The sequence below is a fragment of the Streptomyces griseiscabiei genome (assembly GCF_020010925.1).
GTDB lineage: Bacteria > Actinomycetota > Actinomycetes > Streptomycetales > Streptomycetaceae > Streptomyces > Streptomyces griseiscabiei.
This window is the reverse complement of record NZ_JAGJBZ010000001.1, coordinates 2,996,708-3,021,290: the sequence shown is the minus strand read 5'-3', so window position 1 is coordinate 3,021,290 and position 24,583 is coordinate 2,996,708. Positions and strand designations below refer to the sequence as shown.

Sequence of the window (24,583 nt, the reverse complement as noted above, 5' to 3'; positions counted from 1 at the left end):
CCGTTTCCTGTAGTCCGTAGTGCGCCCCGGCCGACGCGAGGCCGGGGCGCACGGCGTTTCTCAGCTTCCTGGTCGTGCGGTGGAGCCGCGTGCCACCAGTTCCACGGGGATGTCCCCCTCCACCGGTGTACGTCCCTCCAGGACGGCCAGCAGGGCTGCCATGCCTCGTTCGCCGAACAGTTCCGCGTCGAGTCGTACGGTGGTCAGCTCGGGGTCGAGTGCCGTGGCGAGGGCGAGGTCGTCGAGGCCGGTCACGGAGAGGTCCTCGGGGATGCGCAGGCCGAGGCGTCGTGCGGCCTTGTAGGCGCCGGCGGCCAGTTTGTCGTCGTCGCAGACGATCGCGGTGGGGCGCTCGTCGTCCCCGGCCCCTGACAGGGCTGCCTCCGCCGCGGCGAGGGCGCCTTCGATGGAGATCGGCGCGGCGGCCGTCCGCAGGGACGTGCCCGGCATCGAGCCCACGTGTGTCGCCAGTGCGCGTGCGCGGACGTCGAAGGTCCAGGAGGGGATGTCGGCGGCCAGGTGCAGGAAGCGGCGGTGGCCGAGTGCGAGCAGGTGTTCGGCGACCTGGCGGACCCCGTCGCGGATGTCGAGGTTGACGGTTGCGGCGCCGAGGCTGCCTTCGGGGTCGCTGTCGAGCATCACCAGGGGGAGCTGGTCGCCGCGGATGGCGGTGAGGGCGTCGGCGGCCATGGAGGAGGCGATGACGCCGTCGAGGGCGGCCTGTGCGGAGGCGAAGGGGTCGCGGGCGGGGCCGACGCCCTCGGGGGAGGGGTAGAGCACGACGCCGAAGCCGTGGCGGGCGGCGACGCGGGCGGCGCCGGTGTAGACGCCAGCGAAGAACTCGGTCGTGAGGGCGGGGACGACGAGGAGGACGGTGCGGGTGCGGCCGAGGCGGAGGTTGCGGGCGGCGAGGTTGGGCCGGTAGCCCAGTTCGCGGGCGGCCTCGCGGACGCGTTCGGCCGTGGTCTCGGAGACCCGGCCGCGCCATTTGTCGCCGAGGACCAGGGAGACGGCTGCCTGGGAGACGCCGGCGGCCTGGGCGACGTCACGGCTCGTGGGGCGCGTACTGCTTCGTGCCACCGTCGGCCTGCTCCCTCGTCTGGACTCGTGGACAGGGCACATGGTACGTATGAAAGACGACGTTATACGTAACACTTCCCTCGTCGGGAGCCCATCGAGAGGCAGGACATGGCCGCCGGATATCTCGACATCCTCAGGACGCGGCACGCCGCGCGGCTGCTGGCCGGGACGCTGGTGGGCCGGTTGCCCAACGCCACCGCCGCGATCGCGATCGTGCTCTTCGTACGGGCCGAGGGCGGCACGTACAGCCTCGCGGGCGCGCTGGCGGCCGTGTACGGCCTGTCCAACGCCGTGGGGCAGCCGCTGCTGGGGCGGCTGGTGGACCTGTTCGGACAGCCGCGGGTGCAGCTGCCGGCAGCCGTGGTGTCGGCCCTCGCGATGGTCGTCTTCGCGCTGTCGGGGCTGGATCCGCTGCCGGTGGCGTATCTGGCGATGGCCGTCGCCGGGTTGTTCACGCCGCCTCTGGAGGGCGGGCTGCGGGCCCTGTGGTCCACGGTCCTGCGCAAGGAGGAGCAGGTGCACACGGCGTACGCGATGGACGCCGTGGCGCAGGAGCTGATGTTCACCGTGGGGCCGCTGCTGGTGACGCTGTGCGTGGCGCTGTGGTCGGCGTCGGCGGCGCTGGTCGTGCTCAGCGCGATCGGGGTGCTGGGCGCCCTGTGGGTGGTCGTCTCGCCGCCGTCTCGGGCCTGGCGCTCGGCGCCGCGCGAGGCGCACTGGCTGGGCGCGCTGCGCTCGCCCGGGCTGCTGGCGCTGCTCGGCGCGTTCCTGTTCGTCGGGATCGCGCTCGGCTCGATCACCGTGGCCGCCGTCTCGTACGCGGACGACCACGGCGGGGACGCCGTCTACGGCTGGCTGATGGCGGGTGTCGGACTGGGCGCGCTGCTGGGCGGCACGGTGTACGGCGCGCGGCAGTGGGGCGGGGCGCCGGAGCGGCGGCTGCAGGTGCTGGTGGCGCTGCTGGCGGTCTGTTATGTGCCGTTGACGCTGATGCCGGGGCCGGTGGGGATGACGGGGCTGACGACGCTCGCGGGGGTGTTCCTGGCGCCGGCCATCGCCTGTGTGTTCGTCCTCGTCGACCGGCACGCGCCGCGGGGGACGGTCACGGAGGCGTTCTCGTGGATCGTGACGACGTTCACGGTGGGCCAGTCGGTCGGAACGGCGGTCGCGGGGCCGGTCGTCGAGTGGGGCGGGACGCTGTGGGGGTTCGTGGTGCCGGGTGCCGCCGGGGCCGTGTCGTTGCTGGTGCTACTGGCCACGGGGCGGGTTCTCGCCGTTCCTTCCGAGGGTGCGGTGGTTGCGGTCTCATCGGAAAATGATCCAAACCGTGCTGCCGAACCCCGTTTCAGCTCGGTGGATCGGGCGTAATGTTCAGTCATGGACCGCCGCATTTTCGGGCTGGAGAACGAGTACGGCGTCACATGCACGTTCAGGGGACAGCGCCGTCTGTCTCCTGACGAGGTGGCGCGGTACCTCTTCCGCCGTGTCGTGTCATGGGGCCGCAGCAGCAATGTGTTTCTGCGGAACGGGGCCCGCCTCTATCTCGACGTGGGCTCACATCCGGAATACGCGACACCCGAATGTGACAACGTGACCGAACTCGTCACTCATGACAAGGCCGGCGAGCGCATTCTCGAGGGACTGCTGGTCGACGCCGAACGCCGCCTGCACGAGGAGGGAATCGCGGGCGACGTCTATCTCTTCAAGAACAACACGGACTCGGCGGGCAACTCCTACGGTTGCCACGAGAACTATCTGGTGGCGCGGCACGGGGAGTTCTCCCGGCTCGCCGACATCCTGATTCCGTTCCTGGTCACCCGGCAGCTGCTGTGCGGCGCGGGCAAGGTGTTGCAGACCCCGCGTGGTGCGGTGTACTGCGTGAGCCAGCGCGCGGAGCACATCTGGGAGGGCGTCAGCTCGGCGACCACCCGCTCCCGGCCGATCATCAACACCCGTGACGAACCGCACGCGGACGCCGAGCGGTACCGCCGTCTCCACGTCATCGTGGGCGACTCGAACATGTCCGAGACGACCATGCTGCTCAAGGTCGGCGCGACCGACCTGGTGCTGCGCATGATCGAGGCGGGCACGGTCATGCGTGACCTGACGCTGGAGAACCCGATCCGGGCGATCCGCGAGGTCAGCCATGACCTCACCGGCCGTCGCAAGGTGCGGCTGGCCAGCGGCCGGGAGGCCTCCGCGCTGGAGGTGCAGCGCGAGTACTACGAGAAGGCCGTGGACTTCGTGGAGCGCCGCGGCATCCGTACGGGCACCGTCGAGCAGGTCCTGGAGCTGTGGGGCCGCACGCTGGACTCGATCGAGGCGGAGGACCTCGACCGGATCGGCACCGAAATCGACTGGGTGATGAAGTACAAGCTCATCGAGCGGTACCGCGCCAAGCACAACATGACCATGTCGCATCCGCGGGTCGCGCAGATAGACCTCGCGTATCACGACATCCACCGCCGTCGTGGCCTCTACTACCTGTTGGAGAGGAAAGGCCAAGCCGCCCGCATCTGCAATGACTTGAAGATCTTCGAGGGCAAGTCGGTTCCGCCGCAGACCACTCGGGCGCGGCTGCGTGGTGACTTCATCCGGCGCGCACAGGAACAGCGCCGGGATTTCACGGTCGACTGGGTGCATCTCAAGCTCAACGACCAGGCACAACGCACGGTGTTGTGCAAGGACCCGTTCCGTTCGGTGGACGACCGGGTGGAGAAGCTCATCGCGGGAATGTGAGCCGGAATGTTCCAGGCCTGATTGTCGGAACGCAACGCGGGGCGCCGTACGTTTGCCGTACGGCGCCCTTCGCACGCCGTAGAGTTGCGCGCACGCCATCCGACAAGATCGACCGATACGAGGCCTTCACCGTGCGCCGACGCTCCCTTCTCATCGCCGTCCCCGCTGGACTGGTCACGCTCGCCGCCTGTGGTGACGGTGAGTCCGACTCGGCCAAGGCCAGCAGCAGCCCGTCCGCGTCGGCGAGCGCGGCGAAGCCGCCGAAGATCGTGGACGGTCCGCTGCCGGCGATCACGAACGGGGTGAAGTTCGACGAGAAGCCGACCGTCGCCAAGGGCAGCGGTGATCCGTCGAAGGACCTGGCGGTGAAGACGGTCATCGCGGGCAGCGGCGGGACGATCGCCGAGGGCGACTACATCCAGGCGAACTACCTGGGGCAGATCTGGTCCACGGCGAAGGTCTTCGACAACTCCTACGACCGTAAGACGCCGCTGGTCATCCAGCTCTCCCCGCAGGGCATCATCGACGGCTGGCGGTATGCGCTGACGGGCAAGAAGGCCGGCAGCCGGGTCCAGATGGCGGTGCCGCCGACCTGGGGCTACGGCAAGGACGGGAACGCGCAGGCGGGGATCAAGGGCACCGACACGCTGGTCTTCGTCGTGGATGTGCAGAACACCTTCAACGCCAAGAGCTCGGCGAAGGGCACGAAGGTCGCGCAGGACGACGTGGATCTGCCGAAGGTGGGCACCAACACCGACGGCAAGGCGCCGTCCATCGAGGTCCCGAAGGTCGACCCGCCGACGAAGCTGGTGGCCAACTACATCATCGAGGGTGACGGCCCGGAGGTCGGCGCGGACGACAGTCTGCTGGTGCAGTACAAGGGTGTGCTGTGGGAGAACGGCAAGGAATTCGACTCCTCCTACAGCCGGGACGCGCTCAGCTCGTTCGGGCTGCAGCAGGTCGTCAAGGGCTGGTCGCAGGGCATGACCGGCAAGAAGGTGGGCAGTCGCCTTCTCATCGTGATCCCGCCCAAGCTGGGTTACGGGGACACGCCGCCGAGCGGCAGCGACATCAAGAAGGACTCCGTGATGGTGTTCACCGTGGACATCCTCGCGAAGATGTAGCACCCGGGGCCGGGATGCGAGACTGTCCGGCGTTGCCCCCGTACACATATGTACATACACAAGCAGGAGCCTGAAGACGTGAGCATTGAGAAGCCCGAGATCGACTTCCCCGAGGGCGAGCCGCCGGCGGACCTGGCGATCAAGGACATCTGGGAGGGCGACGGCGAGGTGGCCCAGGCGGGTCAGACCGTCACCGTGCACTACGTGGGTGTGTCCTTCTCCACCGGTGAGGAGTTCGACGCCAGCTGGAACCGTGGCGCCCCGTTCCGTTTCCCGCTCGGTGGCGGTCGTGTCATCAAGGGCTGGGACCAGGGTGTGCAGGGCATGAAGGTCGGTGGCCGCCGTCAGCTGACCATCCCTGCCCACCTCGCCTACGGCGACCAGAGCCCCACCCCGGCGATCAAGCCCGGTGAGACGCTGATCTTCGTGGTGGACCTGCTCGGGGTCTGATCTGTCGGAAACCGCATCACGACTGATCATGTCGTGACCGGTCTCGACCGTCTGGGGTCCATGCCTGTTCGGGCATGGGCCCTCGGCTTTTGCCGCGACGCTTCGTAGCGGTAGGTTCGTGCCGCGGAAACACCCGGAGGAAGGGCGTCGATGGCCATTGCCAAGGCCGAGCGGTTGATGAACCTGGCGCTGTGTCTGCTGGGGACGCGCCGGCCGCTCAGCAAGCGCGAGCTGAGGGAGTCCATCGAGGCCTATCTCGAAGCCGGCAGCGACGACTCCTTCAACCGCATGTTCGAGCGTGACAAGGACGATCTGCGCGAACTCGGTCTGGTCATCGAGACGGTGGAGAACCTCGACGGCGAGGTCGGCTATCTGGCCCGCCGCGACAGCAACAGCCTGCCGCCCATCACCCTGGACGCCGAGGAGGCCGCGGCCCTCGGGCTCGCCGCGAAGGTGTGGCAGCAGGCCCGCTTCGCCGGGGCCGCCAGCGGCGCTCTGCAGAAGCTGCGGGCGGCCGGGCTGCCCGAGGACGTCGACCCGTACGAGACGCATGGCGCCCTGGAGCCGCGCATCCCGGTGCACGAGGCCGCCTTCGAGCCCCTGATGCTGGCCTGCCGGGACCGCCGCCCCGTCGTGTTCGACTACCGCAAGGCCACCGCCGCCCGCCCCGAGCCCCGCCATGTCGAGCCGTGGGCGCTGGAGTGCTGGCGCGGTCACTGGTATCTGGCCGGCTTCGACCGGGACCGGGGCGCCGAGCGGGTCTTCCGGCTCTCCCGGATCACCGGCCGGGTCCGCAGCCGGGGCGCCGCGTTCACCGCCGAGGTCCCGGACGTCGTCACCGTGCGCGAGACGGTGGCCGGCTGGGCCGGTGAGACCGCCGACCGCTCCGCGCTGATCCGGCTGCGGACGGGCGCCGGTTACCCGCTGCGGGCGAAGGCCTCGGCCGTACGGGAACTCGGAGACGGCTGGGACGAGTTGGAGATTCCGTACGGGCACGGTCTGGACGCCTGGCTGGTGGAGTTCGGGCCCGATGTGGTGGTCCTGGAGCCGGCCGAGCTGCGGGCCGATGTGGTGGACCGGCTGCGTGCCGTGGCCAAGGGTTGAGGGGGACGTAAGAACGTGGTGGGAAAACCGGCCCGGCCGGCGAACGCCATCGACCAGACCCGGCGGATGCTCTCCCTGGTGACCTATCTGCGGGAGCGGCCCGGCGCCCGGATCGAGGACGTCGCCCGAGCCTTCGGGATCACCGAGGACGAGCTGGTCTCGGACCTCGATGTGCTGCCCATGTGCGGGACCAGCTTCCGCGGCGGTGATCTGCTCGACATCGACACCGACGGCGAACGCATCTGGTGGCACAACCCGGCCGCCCTGGGCGCGGAGGCGGCCGAGCCGCTCAGGCTCGCCGCCGACGAGGCCACCGCCCTGCTGGTGGCCGCCCGCGCGGTCGCCACGCTGCCCGGGCTGCGCGAGAGCGACCGGCAGGCGCTGCTGCGGGCCACCGCCAAGGTCGAGGGCGCGGCCGGGGACGCGGCGGGCGCCAGCTCACGGCTGTCGGTCACCTTCGAGGCCGAGGGCGGGGTCTTCGCGGACGTCGACCGGGCGATCTCGGAGCGCCGGCGGCTGTGGATCCGCTACTACTCGCCCGCCCGTGACGAGCTCACCGAGCGCGAGATCGACCCGATCCGCCTGGTCAGCGTGGGGCACACCTATGTCGAGGCCTGGTGCCGCCGCTCCGAGGCCCGGCGTACGTTCCGGCTGGACCGGGTCGCCGAGATCAAGATCCTGGACGAGCCGTCCGCGCCGCCCGAGGTCGAGCTGCGGGATCTGTCGGAGGCGCTGGTGCAGCCCGCCGCCGAGGACCCCGAGGTCGTCGTCGAGGTGGGTCCCGGCGGGCGCTGGGTCGCCGAGTACTACCCGCACGACAGCGCCGAGGAGCTGCCGGACGGCGGGCTGCGCATCAGTCTGCGCACCCCCGATCCCGCCTCGCTCAGGCGCCTGGCGCTGCGGCTCGGGCGCGACGGCCGGATCGTCTCCCCGCAGGACCTCGCCGACAGCGCCCGCCGGGCGGCCCGCGAGGCGCTGGCGGCCTATGGCGAGGCCGGGCCGGCGAGAGCCTGACGTCCAGGGGCGGGACCCATGGCATCCGTCGGCGGATCGTGGCTACGCAGGGCCCCGTGGCGACGGCGGATCGTGACAGCGGCAGATCGTGACGCGTACTACCGGAAGAGGGAGATACGAGGGCTGTGAGCGGCGGGTCGGTTGTGTCGGGTGTGACGAGTGTGACGTCCGGCGTCAAATCCGGTGTGCAGGAGATCCAGGAGATGACCGTGGCGGTCGCCTTCGCGGGGATGAAGAAGGCGGTCGACGTGGTGTTCAGGGCCGGCTGCCCCGACTGCCGGGCCAACTTCGAGCTGGGGGCGAGCGCGCTGCGGCTGGCCATCGGCGCCACCAGCAAGTCCACCTTCTACTCGTTCACCTGCCCCGAGTGCGGCACCGCCGTCCGCAAGCCGGCCGGTGAGCGGATCGTCGAGCTGCTGACCGGCGGCGGGGTAAGAACACTGCGACTGCATTCGGCGGGCTAGGGTCGTCGCCATGTTCTGGGCGATGTTCGCGGTGGCTGTGGGTTTCGTGGGTCTGGTCGTGCTGGGGGTGCTCGCCGTGCGGGTCTTCCTGGAGGCCCAGAGGCTGGGTGCGCAGGTCACGGAGTCGGCCCGGAGGATCAACCGGGCGGCGGAGGAACTGGAGCGGTCGACGGCGAGCGCGGCCCGCTCTGTGGACGCTCTGTGAGTTCCCGCCGAGGCTCCTGTGACTTGGCCGCCGAGTGCGTTTTGCGCCACTTCGCCCTGTCACCTTCTCACCTTCGGCAGGTACGCTGCCTGTCGCGGCACGGAGAACGAGGCCCGGGTCGCGAATCGGGAGTGCGCACAGGGATTGCCTGACGTTCACCCCTGGGAGTTACGATCGCTGCCAGCACGATCGATCGGACACGTGTCCGACAGGTCGGACAGCCCCCACCCGCCGCCTCGGTGAAGAAGGTAGACAGCTATGGGTAACCTCGGCCCCACCGAGATCATTCTGATCCTTGTCGTCGTCATCCTGCTGTTCGGTGCGAAGAAGCTGCCGGACATGGCTCGCTCGCTGGGCAAGTCCGCCCGCATCCTCAAGAGCGAGGCCAAGGCGATGAAGTCGGACGGACAGGACGACACGACCCCGGCCGCCGCGCCCGCGCACCAGAACGGCGAAGCCCCGGTGCAGCGCACGATCCAGGCCGCCCCCGGTGATGTGACCAGCTCCCGCCCGGTGGCCGAGCCGACGGACACGACCCAGCGCTGACGCAAGGCCGGACAGGATTTCCGGCCTGCCGCACGAGATGAGGATGTGGGTTGCTCAAGTCTGCCCGCAAGACGGAGAACGACAAGGATCCCGAGGGGCGGATGCCCCTCGCGGAGCACCTGCGCGAGCTGCGAAACCGCCTTGTCAAGAGCCTCCTGGCCATCGTCGTCACGACGGTCGTGGCGGTGATGTTCTACAAGGACATCATCCAGTTCTTCACGGATCCCATTCTCCAGGCGGTGGGATGCCAGTACAGCTTCGCCGAGTTGGCGAAGGACAGTAGCCAGACCAGTTGCGCGCGCATCGTGCAGAACGGCCTGCTGAGCCCGTTCACGCTCGCCCTCACGGTGTCGCTGTCGTCGGGCGTGGTGCTCGCCGCCCCGGTCTGGCTCTACCAGCTCTGGGCGTTCGTCGCCCCGGGGCTGCACCGGAACGAGAAGAAGTACAGCCTCGGGTTCGTGGCGGCGGGCTTCCCGCTGTTCCTCATGGGCTCGTACTTCGCCTACTGGTCGCTGCCCAAGATGGCGTCGGTCATGCTGCAGTTCTCGATCATCGGAAGCGACAACCAGCTTCCCCTCGATGATCTGCTGAACCTGATCATGCGGATGATCATCGTCTTCGGCCTCTCCTTCGAGCTGCCCCTGCTGCTCGTGATGCTGAACTTCGGCGGTGTCCTCTCCGGCAAGAAGATGGCCGGCTGGTGGCGCGGGATGATCCTGGGCATCACGCTGTTCGCGGCGATCGCCACCCCCAGCACCGACCCCATCTCCATGATGGCGCTGGCGGCCCCCATCTGGATCCTCTACTTCTGCGCGTGTGCCATCGGCCTGGTCAACGACAGGCGCCGGGCCCGCATCGAGGCGATGCAGCCGGACGACGACGAGGCGTCCGAACTGGACCTCACGCCGGAGAGCATCGGTGAGATCGAGACCGTCTCCGCGAGCAGGACGCTTCCCGCGCAGGCGGAGCCCGAGCGGGAACGGATCAACGGGTACGACGACGTCACCTAGACGCTGGACAAACGATGGGGGCCTACCGAAATATCGGTAGGCCCCCATCGGTGTTCGCCCGGAACGGCGGAGGTCCTGCTAGATCTCTCCGGAGCCCTGCAACTGGGTGGTGCCGCCACCTGTTCCGTCGTTGTTGATGTCCCAGTCGATGGTGCCGTCGGCGGTCCAGCCGCCGGTCGTGGTGCTGTGGAAGGTCGTGGTCGAGAACCCGCGGTTGCCCGACTGGAAGGCGTTGGTGGCCGCGGCGTAGTCGGCGGAAGCCGTCCGGTGCGCGGTGTCGTTCCGCTCCAGGCGCAGATTGACCTTCAGCTTGTCCATGCCGGTGCTGAGGCCGCCACCGCCGTCGGACCAGCGGAACCTGACCGTGGCCTGGTAGTTGTTGCTCGACGTCCTGCTCACACACAGGTCGACGTACACGTCGAGGTTCGCGCCGATGGTGTCGTAGGTCTTGTGCTGCTCGCCTGTGCATTTGGTGGCCGCGGCGGCGGAGGCCGGAGAAGGTACGGCGATGAGGCCGACCATGGCAAGGCCCAGAGCGGCACCGGTTGTTGCTGCGCGCGTGGTCAAGCGCTTCAAGTGAACTCCCCGAAGAAAACGAACAAGGTGAGACGGCCTGGTCACGGTCCGTCGCTGATCCGGTGATCGTTGCTTTGTGAACGTAACCTGTCAACATCGAATCGGGAAGTGATTAACGGCGGGCGCCGGGTTGCGGCTGTGTGTTCCCCGTGACCAGCGCGGTCCGATCCGGATAATGATCGTCCTGTTGTCAGTGGGGCCCGGTACGCTCGAAAGCACGATGACAGAGGACCTCTCACCGGCCGAGCGGTACGCGGCAGCCCGCACGCGCGCTGCCGAGCAGGCAACCGCGCTCGCCGGATTCCGCGCGATGTACGACTTCGGTCTCGACCCCTTCCAGATCGAGGCCTGCCAGGCACTGGAGGCGGGCAAGGGCGTCCTGGTGGCCGCCCCCACCGGCTCGGGCAAGACGATCGTCGGCGAGTTCGCCGTCCACCTCGCCCTGCAGCAGGGCAAGAAGTGCTTCTACACGACCCCGATCAAGGCGCTGTCGAACCAGAAGTACGCCGACCTGTGCCGCCGCTACGGCGCCGACAAGGTCGGCCTGCTCACCGGTGACAACAGCGTCAACTCCGACGCCCCCGTGGTCGTGATGACCACCGAGGTGCTGCGGAACATGCTGTACGCGGGCTCCCGGACCCTCCTGGGCCTCGGCTATGTGGTCATGGACGAGGTGCACTACCTCTCCGACCGCTTCCGGGGCGCGGTGTGGGAAGAGGTGATCATCCACCTTCCCGAGTCGGTCACCCTCGTCTCGCTCTCGGCCACCGTGTCCAACGCCGAGGAGTTCGGCGACTGGCTGGACACCGTGCGCGGTGACACCGATGTGATCGTCTCCGAGCACCGGCCCGTACCGCTGTTCCAGCATGTGCTGGCCGGACGGCGGATGTACGACCTCTTCGAGGAGGGCGAGGGCAGCAGGAAGGCCGTCAACCCCGACCTCACCCGGATGGCGCGGATGGAGGCCAGCCGGCCCTCCTACCAGGACCGCCGGCGCGGCCGGTCGATGCGCGAGGCCGACCGGGAGCGCGAGCGCAGACAGCGGTCGAGGATCTGGATCCCGAGCCGGCCCGAGGTCATCGAACGGCTCGACTCCGAAGGCCTGTTGCCCGCCATCACCTTCATCTTCAGCCGGGCCGCCTGCGAGGCCGCCGTCCAGCAGTGCCTGTACGCCGGCCTTCGGCTGAACGACGACGAGTCCCGGCTCAAGGTGCGCGCCCTCGTCGAGGAGCGCACCGCCTCCATCCCGAACGAGGACCTCCATGTCCTCGGCTACTACGAGTGGCTGGAGGGCCTGGAGCGCGGGATCGCGGCCCATCACGCGGGCATGCTGCCGACGTTCAAGGAGGTCGTCGAGGAACTCTTCGTACGCGGCCTGGTCAAGGCCGTGTTCGCCACCGAGACCCTCGCGCTCGGCATCAACATGCCCGCCCGCTCGGTGGTGTTGGAGAAGCTCGTCAAGTGGAACGGCGAGCAGCACGCCGACATCACCCCCGGTGAGTACACCCAGCTCACGGGGCGCGCCGGCCGGCGCGGCATCGACGTCGAGGGCCACGCGGTGGTGCTCTGGCAGCGCGGGATGAACCCCGACCAGCTGGCCGGGCTCGCCGGCACCCGTACGTATCCGCTGCGCTCCAGCTTCAAGCCGTCGTACAACATGGCGGTCAACCTGGTGGAGCAGTTCGGGCGGCACCGCTCGCGCGAGCTGCTGGAGACCTCGTTCGCGCAGTTCCAGGCCGACAAGTCGGTCGTCGGGATCTCCCGGCAGGTGCAGCGCAACGAGGAGGGTCTGGAGGGCTACCAGGAGTCCATGACCTGTCACCTCGGGGACTTCGAGGAGTACGCGCGCCTCAGGCGGGAGCTGAAGGACCGCGAGACCGAGCTGGCCAAGCAGGGGGCCGCCCAGCGGCGCGCCGAGGCCGCCGTCGCGCTGGAGCGGCTCAAGCCCGGCGATGTCATCCATGTGCCGACGGGGAAGTACGCCGGTCTGGCGCTGGTCCTGGACCCGGGACTGCCCGCCGGGCGGTCCAACGGCCACCGGGGGTTCGAGCAGCACGACGGGCCGCGTCCGCTGGTGCTGACCGCCGAGCGGCAGGTCAAGCGGCTGGCGTCGATGGACTTCCCGGTGCCGGTGGAGGCCCTGGAGCGGATGCGGATCCCGAAGTCCTTCAACCCGCGCTCGCCCCAGTCCCGGCGGGACCTGGCGTCCGCGCTGCGCACCAAGGCCGGGCATCTCGTGCCCGACCGGCACCGCAAGCGCAGAGCCGCCGCCGCGGACGACCGGGAGATCGCACGGCTGCGCGCCGACCTGCGGGCGCATCCGTGCCATGGGTGCAACGACCGCGAGGACCACGCGCGGTGGGCCGAGCGGTACTACCGGCTCAAGCGGGACACCGCGCAGCTGGAGCGGCGGATCGAGGGGCGCACGAACACGATCGCGCGGACCTTCGACCGGATCGTGGCGCTGCTGACCGAGCTGGACTATCTGCGGGGTGACGAGGTCACCGAGCACGGCAAGCGGCTCGCGCGGCTCTACGGCGAGCTGGATCTGCTCGCCAGTGAGTGCCTGCGGGCCGGTGTCTGGGAAGGGCTCGGGCCGGCGGAGCTGGCCGCGTGCGTCTCGGCTCTGGTCTACGAGGCCCGGGTCGGCGACGACGCGATGGCGCCGAAGCTGCCGTCCGGGAACGCGAAGGCCGCGCTCGGGGAGATGGTGCGGATCTGGGGGCGGCTGGACGCGCTGGAGGAGGAGTTCCGGATCACGCAGAGCGAAGGGGTCGGGCAGCGGGAGCCCGATCTCGGCTTCGCCTGGGCCGCGTACATGTGGGCTTCGGGGTCGGGGCTGGACGAGGTGCTGCGTGAGGCGGAGATGCCGGCGGGGGACTTCGTGCGGTGGTGCAAGCAGGTGATCGATGTGCTGGGGCAGATCGCCGCGGCGGCGCCGGCCGGGTCGACCGTGGGGAAGAGCGCGCGCAAGGGTGTGGACGGGTTGTTGAGGGGGGTCGTGGCCTACTCCTCGGTGGGGTGAGGGTTCGCCGGGGGGCTTCTCGCGCAGTTCCCCGCGCCCCTGAAGGACACGGGCCCTCGTTTCAGCGGGCCAGGTAGCTCCTCCAGCCGCCGTGCTCCGTGATGTCCTCGGCGTCCTGGAGGGCTGACGGTTCGCAGAGGAAGCCCGGGGTGCGGGTGCCGTCGGCGAGTTCGATGGAGCCGAGGGTCATCGGGCGGGGGAGGGCCGTCAGCAGGCGGCCCAGGCCCTCGGCGGGGAGGCTCCAGATCTCGGTCTCGACGGCGGCGCCGCCCTCGCCCACGTGGACCAGGCCGGGCTTCGGCGGGGTCGTGCGCAGGGCGTGCAGGCGGTAGACGGGGGCCGTCGTGGTGGTGCGCTCCAGCTGGGCGCCCAGGGCCAGGAGTTGGGGGTTCAGGGGCTGGCCCGAGAGATGGGCGCCCACGACCGCCAGCCGGGCCCGCGGCTGGAGGAGCGCGGCGAGACGGGCCAGACGGCCGTCCGTGAACGCCGGGCCGATCAGCATGACGCCGAACGGGAGGCCGTTCACCTCGCCTGCCGGGACGGCGACCGCCGCCAGGTCGAAGAGGTTCGTGGAGTTGGTGAAACGGCCCAGGCGGGCGTTGGCGCCCAGCGGGTCGGCGGCGACCTCGGCGAGCGTGGGGTGGCCCGGTGCCGTCGGCAGCAACAGGGCGTCCGCGTCGGCCAGTTCGGTGAGCGCCCGGGTGCGCAGTTCGGCCAGCCGGTCCTGGTCGGCGAAGAGCTGGTGGGCCGGGATGTCACGGGCCCGGGTGATGATGCCGGCGACCGTGGGGTCCAGCGAGTCGACGCCGTCCGCGAGCGCCTTGTCGACGAAGGCGCCGACCGCCGTGTAGCGCTCGGCCACGAAGGCACCCTGGTAGAGCATGGCCGCGGCCTCGGTGAACGGGGTCAGGTCCAGGGGGCGTACGTCCGCGCCCGCGGCGACCAGGCGGGCGACCACCGTCTCGTACGCCTGCGCCCAGCCCTCGTCCAGTTCGCCCAGCTGCTCGCGCGGCGGGACCGCCACCCGCCAGGGGCCCGGGGTGCGCGGGGGGAGGGACGGGAGGGGGCGGTCGGGCGGGGAGGTCAGGTGGGCGAGTGCCTGTTCGGCCTCCGGGAGGGTGCGGGCGAAGACCGTGACGCAGTCGATCGAGGCACAGGCGGGGACCACGCCGGTGGTCGGGACCAGGCCCCGGGTGGGCTTCAGGCCGACGATGCCGTTGAACGCGGCGGGCACCCTGCCGGAGCCGGCCGTGTCGGTGCCCAGGGCGAGGTCGACGATGCCGAGCGCCACCGCCACGGCCGAGCCGGAGCTGGAGCCGCCGCTGATACGGGACGGGTCGACGGCGTTGCGGACGGCGCCGTGGGGGGAGCGGGTGCCGACGAGGCCCGTGGCGAACTGGTCCAGGTTGGTGGTGCCGAGGAGGAGGGCGCCGGCCTCGCGGAGGCGGGCGACGGAGGGGGCGTCGGCGGTGGGGGTGTAGGCGTACGCCGGGCAGCCGGCGGTGGTGGGGAGGCCCTGGACGTCGATGTTGCCCTTGGCGGCGAAGAGCCGGCCGGCGAGGGGGAGGGGGGTGCCGGTGGCCAGGCGGGCATCGATGGCCCTGGCTTCGGCCTCCACGTCCGGCTGGGGGCGTAGGTCGATCCAGATCTCGGGGCGGTTCACCGCTGCGATGCGGGCGTAGGCCGCGCGGACTCTGGTGAGGGTGGGGGAGTCTGGCATCTGTGCTCCTGGGGTGGTTGCGGGGGTTCCTTTTTTCGCCCCCGCCGCCCCTACCCGTCCCATCCTCAAGGGGCTGTGCCCCTTTGACCCTCTTGGCGCCTCATGGGTGGGGGGTTCGGGTGGCGTGGCGGGTGCGGGTCCGTAGGGGTTCTCGCGCCGTTCCTCGCGCCCCTAAAGGGTGCTCGGGGTCAGGATGAGCAGGGGGGTGCCCGGTTCTACCTGGGCGCCCGGGGTCGTCAGGACGTGGGTGACGGTGCCGGCCGTGGGGGCGGTGATGCGGGACTCCATTTTCATCGCCTCCAGGGTGAGGAGGGGGTGGCCGGCCGGGACATGGTCGCCCGGGCTCACGTTCACCTGCCAGACCGAGGCGGTGAACTCGGCCTCGATCAGCCGGCTGCCCTCGGGGACGTGGATCTCCGCCGGGGTGGGCGGGGGCGTGGGCGCCGGGTCCGCGCGGGTGAACTCGCCGGATGCCTCCCAGGCCGCGCGTTCGGCGGCGAAGGCGGTCTGCTGGCGGGTTCGGAACTCGGCTATGGAGTCCGCGTGTTCCGAGAGGAACGCCTGGTGGTCGGCCAGGGAGAACGTGCCCTGCTCCACGCGTGGGACGAAGCGGCCCGAGATGATGTCCGCGCGGAGGGAGAGCAGTTCGTCGGCGTCCACCGGGTACCACTTGATCCGGTCGAAGAAGCGCAGCAGCCACGGGGAGCCGGGCTCGAAGGCGCCGCGCTGCTGCCAGGGGGACCAGACCTGGGTGGTGCGGCCGACGAACTGGTAGCCGCCGGGGCCCTCCATGCCGTAGACGCAGAGATAGGCGCCGCCGATGCCGACCGAGTTCTCCGCCGTCCAGGTGCGGGCCGGGTTGTACTTCGTCGTCACCAGGCGGTGGCGGGGGTCCAGCGGGGTCGCCACCGGGGCGCCCAGGTAGACGTCGCCGAGGCCCAGGACCAGGTACTCGGCGGCGAAGACCGTGTCGTACACCTCGGCGACCGTGTCCAGGCCGTTGACGCGGCGGATGAACTCGATGTTCCAGGGGCACCAGGGCGCGTCGTCGCGGACGCCCGCCATGTAGCGGGCGATGGCCTCGCGGGTCGCGGGGTCGTCCCAGGAGAGCGGGAGGTGGATCGTGCGGGAGGGGACGGTCAGTTCGTCGGCGGGGGGCAGCGCCGACACGATTCGCCGGACCGTGCCGAGGAGTTCGCGTGGGGGGAGGACCGCCGGGTCCGTCTGGATCTGGAGGGAGCGGATGCCCGGGGTGAGGTCGGTGACGCCGTCGAGGGCGGACTCCGTGACCGCCCGCATCAGGGCGTGGACCCGCATGCGCAGGGCCAGGTCGAGCTGCATGGGGCCGAACTCGATCAGGAGGTTGTCGTCGCCGCTGCGGCGGTACGTCACATCGCCGTCGCGGGCCAGGACGCCACCGTCGACGATCGCGGGGCGGGGCGAGGCGTCGTCCGCGACGGGGCGGAAGCGGACCGTGTCGCCGGGGCGCAGCTGGCCGAGTTTCCAGCGTTCGGTGGAGACCACCGTGGCGGGGCAGACGAAGCCGCCGAGGGAAGGGCCGTCGGGGCCGAGCAGCACCGGCATGTCGCCGGTGTAGTCGACGGCGCCGACCGAGTACGGGGTGTCGTGGATGTTGGAGGGGTGCAGGCCGGCCTCGCCGCCGTCGGTGCGGGCCCAGCGGGGCTTGGGGCCGATCAGGCGGACGCCGGTGCGGGCCGAGTTGAAGTGGACCTTCCAGTCGGCCGCGTAGAACGCGTGGATGTCCTCCTCGGTGAAGAACTCCGGTGCCGCGTGCGGGCCTTCGAGGGCGGCGATCTCCCAGGTGGCGGGGAAGCGGGGGCGGACCTCCGGTGGGACGGGGGCGCCCGCTTCGGTGGCCGTGCCGCCGTGCAGGACGTCGCCCGTGCGCAGGGCCCGGCCGCCGTGGCCGCCGAAGCGGCCCAGGGTGAAGGTGGCCGCGCTGCCGAGGAAGGCGGGGACGTCCAGGCCGCCGCCGGCGAGGAGGACGTAGGTGCGCAGGCCGTGTTCCGGGGGCGCGCCGACGGTGAGGACCGCTCCGGCGGGGACCGTCACCGGCTCCCACCGCGCGATGGGTGAGCCGTCCACGGTCACCGGGGCGGGGGCGCCCGTCACACAGACCGTGGTGGCGTGGGTGAAGCGGAGGGACGGGCCCTGGAGGGTGCATTCCAGGCCGGGGGCGCCCTCGGGGTTGCCGAGCGCCCGGTTGCCGAGGCGGAAGGACAGGTCGTCCATGGGGCCGCAGGGCGGGACGCCGACCTGCCAGTGGCCGGTGCGGCCGGGCCAGTCCTGGACGGTGGTGAGGGTGCCGCCGGAGACGACCTCGATCCGGGGGGTCGGGTCGGTGACGGACGCGAGGGTGGCCGTGGAGTGCGTGGCCCGCCGGAAGTCCTCGTCGGCGAGGGCGGTGCGGACCAGTCCCAGGTTCGTCTCGATGCCGTCGACCCGGGTCCTCGCCAGCGCCTCGTCCAGCCGGCGCAGCGCCTGCGCGCGGTCGGGGCCGTACGCGACGACCTTGGCGAGCAGCGGGTCGTACGCCGTGGTGACCTCGGTACCGGTCTCCACCCAGGCGTCCACGCGGACGTCCTCCGGGAACGCGACCCGGGTCAGCAGGCCCGCGCTCGGCCGGTGTTCACGGGAGGGGTCCTCGGCGTAGAGGCGGGCCTCGACGGCGTGGCCGCGCGGCGGGCCCGGGGCCAGGACGACGGCGGAGTCGCCGCGCGCCAGGCGGAGCATCCAGGAGACGAGGTCGACGCCGTAGATCTCCTCGGTGACCGGGTGCTCGACCTGGAGGCGGGTGTTGACCTCCAGGAAGTACGCCTCCTCGCGGGCGGCGTCGTACACGAACTCGACGGTTCCGGCGGAGCGGTACTCGACGCTCGCGCACAGGTCGCGGGCGGCGGCGGTCAGACGGGCACGGACCTGGTCGGGCAGGTCCGGGGCCGGGGCCTCCTCGACGACCTTCTGGTTGCGGCGCTGCAGGGTGCAGTCGCGGTCGCCGAAGGTGACCACGAGGCCGTCGCCGTCGCCGAAGACCTGTACCTCGACATGGCGGGCGCGTTCGACGAGGCGTTCGAGGTAGACGCCGGTGGAGGAGAAGGAGGCGGCGGCCACGCGCTGCACCCGGTCCCAGGCGTCGGTCAGTTCGGCGGCGGATCGACAGGCCGACATACCGATACCGCCGCCTCCTCCGGTGGCCTTGAGCATCACCGGATAGCCGATGGCCGCGGCTCGGTCGAGGGCTTCGTCGAGGGAGGCGAGCAGGTCGGTGCCGGGGAGCAGGGGGACGCCCGCGGCCTCGGCGGCGGCCCGTGCGGTGTGCTTGGCGCCGAACAGCTCCAACTGGTCGGGGGTGGGCCCGACGAAGACGAGGTCCGCGTCCTCGCAGCGGCGGGCGAAGGCCGCGTCCTCGGCGAGGAAGCCGTAGCCGGGGTGGACCGCTCCCGCGCCGGTGTCCTTGGCGGCCTTCAGGATCAGGTCCGCGTCGAGGTACGACTCCTTCGCGGGCGCCGGGCCGAGCCGTACCGCCTCGTCGGCGAGGCGGACGTGGGCGGCGGCGCGGTCGGCGTCGGAGTACACCGCGACCGTGCGCAGGCCCAGTTCGCGGGCGGTGCGGATGATCCGGACGGCGATCTCGCCCCGGTTGGCGACCAGCAGGGTGTCGAAGGTCATACGTCGGCTCCGGGGGTCGTCACGCTGTCGGCGGGTGTCGCTCCCGCGGTGATCGTCACTTCCACGGCCGTCGGGTCGAAGCCGTTGCAGGGGTTGTTGATCTGGGGGCAGTTGGAGATCAGGACGAGCACGTCGCGCTCGGCGCGCAGGGTGAGGGCGAGGCCCGGTGCGGAGATGCCGTCGACGATGCCGAGGGTGCCGTCCTTCTCGACCGGGACGTTCATGTACCAGTTGACGTTCGAGACCAGGTCGCGCTTGCCGAGGCCGTGTTTCGCGCCCTCCGCGAGGAAGTTGTCCACACAGGCGTGCTGCGACCAGGTGTGATGCCCGTACCGCAGGGTGTTCGACTCCTTGGAGCAGGCGCCGCCGACCGTGTCGTGGCGGCCCACGTCGTCGGCGGTCACGGTCATCAGCGGGGTGTGCTCGTTCGACATCAGCACACTGCCGGTGGTGAGGAAGATGCCGCCCTGCGCGTGGATCGTGTCGGGCGCGCTGTAGCGGACGGCGGTGTCGTGGGCGTCGTACACGAGGAAGTCGACGGCCTGGTTGCCGTGCAGATCGGTGAGGGTGAGGGACTCTCCGGCGCGGATCACGGCCGACCAGGCGGCGCGGGCCGGGACGACGGCGGTCCTCGGGGTGGCGGCGGTCCTCGGGGTGACGGTGCTCATGCGATTCCCCTCGCGGTGAGGAACTCGGCGGTGTTCAGGAAGGCACGGCGGCCCTCGGGCGTGGCGTCCCAGAGCGGGTCGCCGGGGCGGGTCGGCTCGGCGCGCCAGGCCAGCACCTGCAGCGGGGTGCTGGTGTAGCCGGGGCGGGGGTCGGCCGGGTGCGGGACATTGGCGATCAGTACGGTCACGTCCTGCTCGGCGCGCAGGGTCACGGCGGCGCCGGGGCCGGCGGAGCCGGTGAAGTCGAGGGTGCCGTCCTCGGCGACGGTCACGCCCTGGAAGAAGGAGAGCGAGGGCGGGAGGTCTCGGGGTTCGAGGCCGTTCTTCGCGGCGGCCAGCTTGAACAGTTCGCGTCCGGCGGGGGAGGGGGACTGCGGGGTGCCGTCGCCGTAGCGCTCGGTGTTGCGGACGAGGGTGGAGGTGCCGCACAGGGCGTCGTGGCGGCCGGAGGTGTCCGCGATCACCGAGGCGAGGACACGGCCCTGGTCGGACAGGAGCAGGACGCCCTCGCCCAGGTAGGCGTTCCACTGGACCTTGACGGTGTCCGCGACGTTCAGCCGTTCCCAGGGGCGGTCGGCGTGGTGCAGGAGCAGATGCGCACAGGCGTCGCCGCGCTGATCGGTGAGCCGGAACTCGGTGCCCCGGGCCAGCACCCGGTGGGTGTAGCCGCCGCCCGCCACCGTCTCGGCCCAGACCAGCCGTTCGGCCTCCACGGGCGGGTCGGGCCAGTCGCTCGCGGGCACCACGGGCATGGCCTCGGCCCGGGCGCCGTCCTGTGCTCGCGCGTGGTCACGTGCTCCGTACGTCGTCGATGTCGCCATCGCGGGACCTCCGGGTGCGGCGTGGATTTCTGTCGTGCGACAGAAATTAGAAGCGGGGCGCGTCGGTGCCATGTCTCTTGCGTTGCGGGGCAGTTACCGACCCCTCACGATGGTCGTGCCTCGCAGGGGGCGGGGTGAACCGTGCGAACGGTCACGGCGGGCGGTGGGCGACGTGGGGCGGTCGGGTGGCCGCCGGGTGGCCGGTGGCGGTGGGCGTCCGGGGGCCGTGTGCGAGGATCGGGTGCATGGGAAGCGCGGGTGGTGCCGGCGGGCGGCGGGTCGGCAGGCCCCGGGCCGCGGGGCGGCCGGAGAGCGGACTGTCGTCCCGTGACGAACTGCTCGCCGCCGCGGCCGAGTTGTTCACGACGCGGGGCTACGCGGCCACCACTACCCGGGCCGTCGCCGAGCGCGCCGGTATGCGGCAGGCCACCATGTACCACTACGTCTCCGGCAAGGAGGAACTGCTCGCCGAGCTGCTGGAGTCCACGGTCACCCCGTCGCTGACGTACGCCCGTGAGCTTCTCGCCCGCGAGGGCGCCGGTGCCGAGGAGCGGCTGCGGGAGCTGTGCCGCGCCGATGTCGCGCTCCTGTGCGGCGGCCCGTACAACCTCGGTGGCCTCTATCTGCTGCCGGAGGTCCGCGCCGAACGCTTCGCCGGCTTCCACGCCGTGCGTGCCGAACTGAAGGACGCCTACCGGCAGTTGATCGCGGCGACCGAGGCGGGCGGGGTGCTCGCGAAGCGGGAGCTGGCGCTGCGGACGGATCTCGTGTTCGGGCTGATCGAGGGTGTCATCCTCGTCCACCGCTCCGACCCCGACCGTCCCGTCTCGGCGTTCGCCGAGGCGACGGCGGACGCCGCGCTGCGCATCGTGGGCGTCTGAGGGCCCTCTTCGGGCAAGCCGTCCCTCCGTCGTCTCCGCCGTCGGTTCACCCTGTCAAGAGGCTCTCTTCGCGCGCCCGTTCGTGATGACGGAGTGTGTGCGAATGGCGCCCCAGCGTGTAAATGACCAGAGCGTACTCCTGTCGCGAGGGTGATTTCAGTCGGTTGCTGAATATGACACAGCGATGATCCGGTCGGACTAAGCTCGCCCGCAGCGCACCGAGTTGAGATGTATTCGGGCGCTTGTTCCAAAAAATACCGAAGATCCAGTTTGATTCGCGGATGAACCAGAGCAACCTCCAGCAACTCCCCGCAAGTCCCCCGACCTTCAGCCGAACCGTCTTTAGAGGGCATACATGGTGAGTGTTCAATCGCCTCCCGGTGGCCGTGAACTTCCCTACGCGCGCGTGCTGCCGCTACCGGCGATACTGATGGCCGCGGCGACCGGGACCACCGTCTCCCTGGTGACGGGGTCGGCCCGGCTCGCCGTCGGCTTGTGCGGAGCCGTCGCGACGCTCCTGCTGATCGCGGTCGCCGTCGTCGCGGTCCGCGGCGGCCGCCGTTCGGTCCGCGAACTGCGTGCCGAACAGCGACGGCAGACCGCCTTCCTCGAACAGCGGATCGCCGACCACGACCAGGAATTCATGCGGCTGGGCAAGGAGATCCTGCCCGCCGCGCTGTACCGGCTGCGCGGCGGAGAATCCCCCGGAGAGGTGATTCGCCACGTCGTCGACGGCGACGCGGAGTGGCGTGAACTTCCCGAGTCCCAGCGGGACTTGTTGCGCAGCGTGCTCACGGTCGTCGACCGTGAGGAGGCGATGCGCGACTCCTCGCAGCGTTCGTTCGTCAACATCGCCCGCCGTGTCCAGGCGATCGTCCACCAGCAGAACAACGAACTCCGCGAGATGGAGGAGGACCACGGGCGCAACCCCGAGGTCTTCGACGACCTGCTGCGCATCGACCACGGCACCGCCCTGATCGGCCGCCTCGCCGACTCCATCGCCGTCATCGGCGGCAGCCCTCCCGGCCGTGTCTGGTCCCGGCCCGTCCCGCTGTACAGCGTGCTGCGCGGTGCCATGTCCCGCATCCTGGAGTACCGCCGCATCGAGCTCGAGTCGATCGCCAAGGTCAACGTCAACGGCGTCTCCGTCGAACCGGTCATCCACGCCTGCGCCGAACTCCTCGACAACGCCACCCGCTACTCGCCGCCCCACACCAAGGTGCACGTCACCGCCGTGGAGGTGCAGACCGGTATCGCCATCGAGATCGAGGACGGCGGCATCAGCCTCAGCGAGGAGAACCGCGCCAAGATCGAGGACATGCTCGCCAAGGCGCAGCAGGGCGTGGACATCCAGGAGATCGGCGACACCCCGCGCCTCGGCCTCGCCGTCGTGGGCCGTCTGTCGACCATGTACAAGATGCACATCTCGCTGCGGCCCTCCGCCTACGGCGGCGTCCGCGCCGTCGTCGTCGTACCGCGCGACATGCTCACCGACGAGCCCGCGCCGGGCTTCGCCCACGGCATCGGTGCCAGCGCCGGGACGATCATCAACAACGGCGGTGTCGAGGGACCCAACCGCAAGCCCAAGCGCCGACGCCCGACCACCGGACCGCGGATCCCGAGCTCCGCGGAGGAGATGAGCCGGGAGGACATGGAGGACGACGTCCCCGTCGTCACCGAGTGGACGGCCAACGGGCTGCCGCAGCGCCGCAGCCGCAACAAGATCCCGCTCAGCCAGCGCTACGCCGAGGCCGCCGCAGCGGAGGCCGCGGCCGAGGCAGCCATGGCCGCAGCCCCCGTGTGGCAGCCGGAGCCCGAGCCCGAGAAGGAGCTGCCCCCGCCGGGCATGTGGGTGGAGGCGTTCATGGCCGGGCTCAAGGCCGACCCCGACCCGAACGCCTTCCGGGACCACCCGGACGACCCGCCGCGCACCGCACGCACCGCGAACACCGAGCCGGCCCGCACCGAGGCCGACGACGAGGGGGACCTCAAGTGACCCAGCCACGAGCCAACTTCGACTGGCTGCTGAAGGATCTGGCCGACGGCGTACCCGGCATCCAGCAGATCGTGGTGCTCTCCGCCGACGGCCTGCGGATCGCCCGCTACGGCGGTGACCCGGACGCCGCCGACCGCGTCGCCGCGGCCTGCGCGGGACTGCAGAGCCTGGCGGGCGCGGTGGCCGACGAGATCCCGCACAGCGACGGCCGTATGCGGATGGTCATCATCGAGATCAACGGCGGCAACTTCTATCTGATGGCCGCCGGTTCGAACGCCTATCTCGCGGTGCTCTCCAACGGGGTCGCGGAACCCGGCCTGATGAGCAACCGCATGCGCGACCTCGTCGACCGGATCGGCTCCCACCTCACCAGTCCGCCGCGGCGGAACGGGCAGACCGTATGACGCCTCCGCAACGCCGGCGGCGTCACCCCAAGCGCGAGCCGTCGCCCCCGCCGCCTCCCCCGCTCCCGCCGGCCGAGGGCGACGGCCCCACCGGGGAAACGAACACGCGCGCCCCTGAGCGGCTCTACATCATCACGGGTGAGGACGGAGAGCGCGCCCCGATCGACCTCGTCACGTTAATCGTGGCGCGCGCCGAACCACCGCCGTCCGCCGCTCCGGAACAGTCGGCGCTGCTCCGGATCTGCCAGGCACCCCTGTCCGTGGCCGAGATCTCGGCCTATCTCAACCTGCCGATCAGCGTGGTGACCGTCCTGCTCACCGAGCTGCTGACGGCCGAACTGGTTCAGGCGCGCGCACCGGTCGTCCGGCAGGCGCGGGCAGACCGTTCCCTCCTCGAAGCGGTGATGCATGGACTTCAAAAGCTCTGACACCATCACGGGTCCACGGACCGAGGACCACCTGCCGCACACCGCGCAGGCCGCGGCGAAGATCGTCATCGTGGGCGGTTTCGGCGTCGGCAAGACGACCATGGTGGGGTCCGTCAGCGAGATCAGGCCGCTGACGACCGAGGAGACCATGACGCAGGCCGGCATCGGGGTCGACGACAACTTCGGCTCCAAGTCCAAGACCGCCACCACCGTGGCCATGGACTTCGGCCGGATCAGCATCACGGACGAGCTGGTGCTCTATCTGTTCGGCACCCCCGGGCAGGAGCGGTTCTGGTTCCTGTGGAACGGCCTCTTCGAGGGTGCCCTCGGCGCGGTCGTGCTCGTCGACACGCGGCGGCTGGAGGTCAGCTTTGACGTCATGGGGCGCCTGGAGGAGCGCGGGGTCCCCTTCGTCGTCGCCGTCAACGACTTCCCGGACGCGCCCCGTTACGCCATCGAGGAACTGCGGCAGGCGCTCGACCTCGCCGCCGAGATCCCGATCCTCCGCTGCGACGCACGCCGCCGGTCGTCCAGCCGGGACGTCCTGATGACCCTCATGACCTTCCTGCACTCCCTGGCGATGTCGGGAGCGGCGGCATCGGGGGCGGCCTCGGCCTGACGCCCGCCCCCTCACACCC

22 protein-coding genes are annotated in these 24,583 nt (G+C 70.7%); 16 read left to right on the top strand and 6 right to left on the bottom strand.

Annotated elements, in window-relative coordinates; translation table 11 throughout:
• Positions 1-60 precede the first annotated feature (60 nt).
• Positions 61-1,080, bottom strand: a complete 1,020-nt coding sequence (locus tag J8M51_RS13110; protein ID WP_267299178.1) for a LacI family DNA-binding transcriptional regulator — start codon at positions 1,078-1,080, stop codon at positions 61-63.
• A gap of 108 nt (positions 1,081-1,188) precedes the next feature.
• Here J8M51_RS13110 and J8M51_RS13105 point away from each other — a divergent pair, with 108 nt between their 5' ends.
• The 10 genes from J8M51_RS13105 to tatC all read left to right on the top strand — a co-directional run bounded on the left by J8M51_RS13105 (position 1,189) and on the right by tatC (position 9,736).
• Positions 1,189-2,448, top strand: coding sequence for an MFS transporter (locus J8M51_RS13105; protein ID WP_086759341.1), 1,260 nt, complete (start codon positions 1,189-1,191; stop codon positions 2,446-2,448).
• Positions 2,449-2,457: 9 nt separating this feature from the next.
• Positions 2,458-3,819, top strand: a complete 1,362-nt coding sequence (pafA, locus tag J8M51_RS13100; RefSeq protein ID WP_086759343.1) for a Pup--protein ligase — start codon at positions 2,458-2,460, stop codon at positions 3,817-3,819.
• Positions 3,820-3,950: 131 nt separating this feature from the next.
• Positions 3,951-4,943 carry an FKBP-type peptidyl-prolyl cis-trans isomerase gene (locus tag J8M51_RS13095; protein ID WP_086759345.1) on the top strand — a complete coding sequence of 331 codons (993 nt, stop codon included), beginning with the start codon at positions 3,951-3,953 and terminating at the stop codon, positions 4,941-4,943.
• Positions 4,944-5,021: 78 nt separating this feature from the next.
• Positions 5,022-5,393, top strand: coding sequence for an FKBP-type peptidyl-prolyl cis-trans isomerase (locus tag J8M51_RS13090; protein ID WP_086759347.1), 372 nt, complete (start codon positions 5,022-5,024; stop codon positions 5,391-5,393).
• A 150-nt stretch (positions 5,394-5,543) separates the two neighbouring features.
• Positions 5,544-6,497 carry a helix-turn-helix transcriptional regulator gene (locus tag J8M51_RS13085; RefSeq protein WP_216591062.1) on the top strand — a complete coding sequence of 318 codons (954 nt, stop codon included), beginning with the start codon at positions 5,544-5,546 and terminating at the stop codon, positions 6,495-6,497.
• Positions 6,498-6,512: 15 nt separating this feature from the next.
• Positions 6,513-7,511 carry a helix-turn-helix transcriptional regulator gene (locus tag J8M51_RS13080; protein ID WP_086754566.1) on the top strand — a complete coding sequence of 333 codons (999 nt, stop codon included), beginning with the start codon at positions 6,513-6,515 and terminating at the stop codon, positions 7,509-7,511.
• A gap of 203 nt (positions 7,512-7,714) precedes the next feature.
• Complete coding sequence (locus J8M51_RS13075; protein WP_086754578.1) at positions 7,715-7,975, top strand: hypothetical protein; 261 nt, start codon at positions 7,715-7,717, stop codon at positions 7,973-7,975.
• Positions 7,976-7,985: 10 nt separating this feature from the next.
• The gene (locus tag J8M51_RS13070; protein WP_086754568.1) at positions 7,986-8,180 is read left to right on the top strand and encodes a hypothetical protein; all 195 of its coding nucleotides are present in this window, start codon (positions 7,986-7,988) and stop codon (positions 8,178-8,180) included.
• Positions 8,181-8,438: 258 nt separating this feature from the next.
• The gene (gene tatA / locus J8M51_RS13065; RefSeq protein WP_086754570.1) at positions 8,439-8,726 is read left to right on the top strand and encodes a Sec-independent protein translocase subunit TatA; all 288 of its coding nucleotides are present in this window, start codon (positions 8,439-8,441) and stop codon (positions 8,724-8,726) included.
• Positions 8,727-8,776: 50 nt separating this feature from the next.
• Complete coding sequence (tatC, locus tag J8M51_RS13060) at positions 8,777-9,736, top strand: twin-arginine translocase subunit TatC (protein ID WP_086754572.1); 960 nt, start codon at positions 8,777-8,779, stop codon at positions 9,734-9,736.
• A 78-nt stretch (positions 9,737-9,814) separates the two neighbouring features.
• Here tatC and J8M51_RS13055 read toward each other — a convergent pair whose 3' ends face one another.
• Positions 9,815-10,312, bottom strand: coding sequence for a hypothetical protein (locus J8M51_RS13055; protein WP_236067970.1), 498 nt, complete (start codon positions 10,310-10,312; stop codon positions 9,815-9,817).
• Between the two features lie 175 nt (positions 10,313-10,487).
• Between J8M51_RS13055 and J8M51_RS13050 the strand changes: the two genes are divergently transcribed.
• Positions 10,488-13,337, top strand: coding sequence for a DEAD/DEAH box helicase (locus J8M51_RS13050; RefSeq protein WP_086754576.1), 2,850 nt, complete (start codon positions 10,488-10,490; stop codon positions 13,335-13,337).
• A gap of 61 nt (positions 13,338-13,398) precedes the next feature.
• Here the strand turns inward: J8M51_RS13050 and atzF are convergent, their stop codons facing one another.
• From atzF to J8M51_RS13030, 4 genes are all read right to left on the bottom strand, one after another.
• Positions 13,399-15,057, bottom strand: a complete 1,659-nt coding sequence (gene atzF / locus J8M51_RS13045) for an allophanate hydrolase (RefSeq protein ID WP_267299177.1) — start codon at positions 15,055-15,057, stop codon at positions 13,399-13,401.
• A 171-nt stretch (positions 15,058-15,228) separates the two neighbouring features.
• Entirely contained in the window at positions 15,229-18,747 is a 3,519-nt protein-coding gene (locus J8M51_RS13040) for a 5-oxoprolinase/urea amidolyase family protein (RefSeq protein WP_267299176.1), read from the bottom strand.
• Positions 18,744-19,415, bottom strand: a complete 672-nt coding sequence (locus J8M51_RS13035) for an urea amidolyase associated protein UAAP2 (protein WP_086764736.1) — start codon at positions 19,413-19,415, stop codon at positions 18,744-18,746. Before J8M51_RS13035 ends, J8M51_RS13040 begins: the two co-directional genes overlap by 4 nt.
• Complete coding sequence (locus tag J8M51_RS13030) at positions 19,412-20,236, bottom strand: urea amidolyase associated protein UAAP1 (RefSeq protein WP_086764734.1); 825 nt, start codon at positions 20,234-20,236, stop codon at positions 19,412-19,414. Before J8M51_RS13030 ends, J8M51_RS13035 begins: the two co-directional genes overlap by 4 nt.
• A gap of 245 nt (positions 20,237-20,481) precedes the next feature.
• Between J8M51_RS13030 and J8M51_RS13025 the strand changes: the two genes are divergently transcribed.
• From J8M51_RS13025 to J8M51_RS13005, 5 genes are all read left to right on the top strand, one after another.
• Positions 20,482-21,117 carry a TetR/AcrR family transcriptional regulator gene (locus J8M51_RS13025; protein ID WP_086764731.1) on the top strand — a complete coding sequence of 212 codons (636 nt, stop codon included), beginning with the start codon at positions 20,482-20,484 and terminating at the stop codon, positions 21,115-21,117.
• A 355-nt stretch (positions 21,118-21,472) separates the two neighbouring features.
• Entirely contained in the window at positions 21,473-23,113 is a 1,641-nt protein-coding gene (locus J8M51_RS13020; protein WP_086764729.1) for a sensor histidine kinase, read from the top strand.
• Positions 23,110-23,517, top strand: coding sequence for a roadblock/LC7 domain-containing protein (locus J8M51_RS13015; protein ID WP_086764726.1), 408 nt, complete (start codon positions 23,110-23,112; stop codon positions 23,515-23,517). The genes J8M51_RS13020 and J8M51_RS13015 overlap by 4 nt, the downstream gene beginning before the upstream one ends.
• The gene (locus J8M51_RS13010) at positions 23,514-23,945 is read left to right on the top strand and encodes a DUF742 domain-containing protein (RefSeq protein WP_086764723.1); all 432 of its coding nucleotides are present in this window, start codon (positions 23,514-23,516) and stop codon (positions 23,943-23,945) included. The genes J8M51_RS13015 and J8M51_RS13010 overlap by 4 nt, the downstream gene beginning before the upstream one ends.
• The gene (locus J8M51_RS13005) at positions 23,926-24,564 is read left to right on the top strand and encodes a GTP-binding protein (RefSeq protein WP_216591332.1); all 639 of its coding nucleotides are present in this window, start codon (positions 23,926-23,928) and stop codon (positions 24,562-24,564) included. The genes J8M51_RS13010 and J8M51_RS13005 overlap by 20 nt, the downstream gene beginning before the upstream one ends.
• Positions 24,565-24,583 lie beyond the last annotated feature (19 nt).